The 1,013-nt window shown below is 44.9% G+C and carries 2 protein-coding genes; both read left to right on the top strand.

The features are described 5' to 3' along the window. On the top strand, window positions 1–508 hold a 508-nt coding region (locus tag AB5935_RS27985; RefSeq protein WP_368328098.1), incomplete at its 5' end, for a flavodoxin family protein. Between the two features lie 16 nt (window positions 509–524). Next, the coding region (locus AB5935_RS27980) for an MFS transporter (protein ID WP_368328097.1) at window positions 525–1,013 on the top strand (489 nt) is incomplete at its 3' end.

Below are 1,013 nucleotides of genomic sequence, written 5' to 3'. Positions count from 1 at the left end.
CGGCAATACAGACCGACTGACCGATGCATACATTAAAGGATTGGTAGAGCGCGGACATTCTGTGACGAAGGTTTATCTGGGTAATATGCGGATAGAAGGGTGCCGGGGATGTGGAGTGTGCCAGCGTCTTGCACATCAGTGTGCTGTTCGCGACGGCATGGAGGATATATATCCTTTGTTTGCGGCATGTGATACAGTGGTTATGGCTTCTCCTCTTTACTTTTGGACAATTACAGCAAAGCTGAAATCGTTCATTGATAGACTTTATGCCATTTCTGTCGATGATAAATATCCTCAAAAAGATTCGGTATTGCTGATGACAGCCGGTGATGATAATGATACGACCTTCGAACAGCCCATACGATATTTTCGTCTTCTCAATCAGGCGTTAGGTTGGAATGAAGTGGGATTATATTGTGCCGGTGGTTGTACCGGATGCGAGAAACTGGCACGGCAGATTGATAAAGTACATCTTGAAAACGCCTATAAAATGGGATTGGAATTATAAATAGCATATAGTAACTATGGAACAAAAAAATAAATTAAAACTCAATTCGGGCGGTTTGCTCGTCTTTATCCTTACGGTCGGTGTATTTGGAATTATAAACACCGAAATGGGAGTAGTGGGGATCCTGCCCTTGATAGCCACAACTTTTAATGTTTCCGTACCTCAAGCCGGCTGGACGGTAAGTGTTTTTGCATTGGTGGTGGCTGCGTCAGCCCCTGTGACGCCTTTATTATTTTCGGGGATTAACCGGAAGAAAGTAATGTTGCTGGCATTGGGATTGTTTACAATAAGTAATGTAATATCCATGTTCACCTCTAATTTCACAGTATTGTTGATTGCTCGGATACTTCCCGCTTTCCTGCATCCGGTATATGTCTCTATGGCTTTTACAGTAGCCGCGGCGTCTGTCAGCAAGGAACAGGCTCCCAAGGCTGTTTCTAAAGTCTTTGTCGGTGTGTCCGCCGGCATGGTGCTGGGCGTTCCGGTGACCAGTTTTATTGCCAGC

It is taken from the genome of Phocaeicola sp. RTP21198st1_B8_RTP21198_201120 (assembly GCF_040929485.1).
Classification (GTDB): Bacteria; Bacteroidota; Bacteroidia; order Bacteroidales; family Bacteroidaceae; genus Phocaeicola; species Phocaeicola dorei.
The sequence above is the reverse complement of the archived record's forward strand: the minus strand, read 5'-3'. Positions and strand labels throughout refer to the sequence as shown.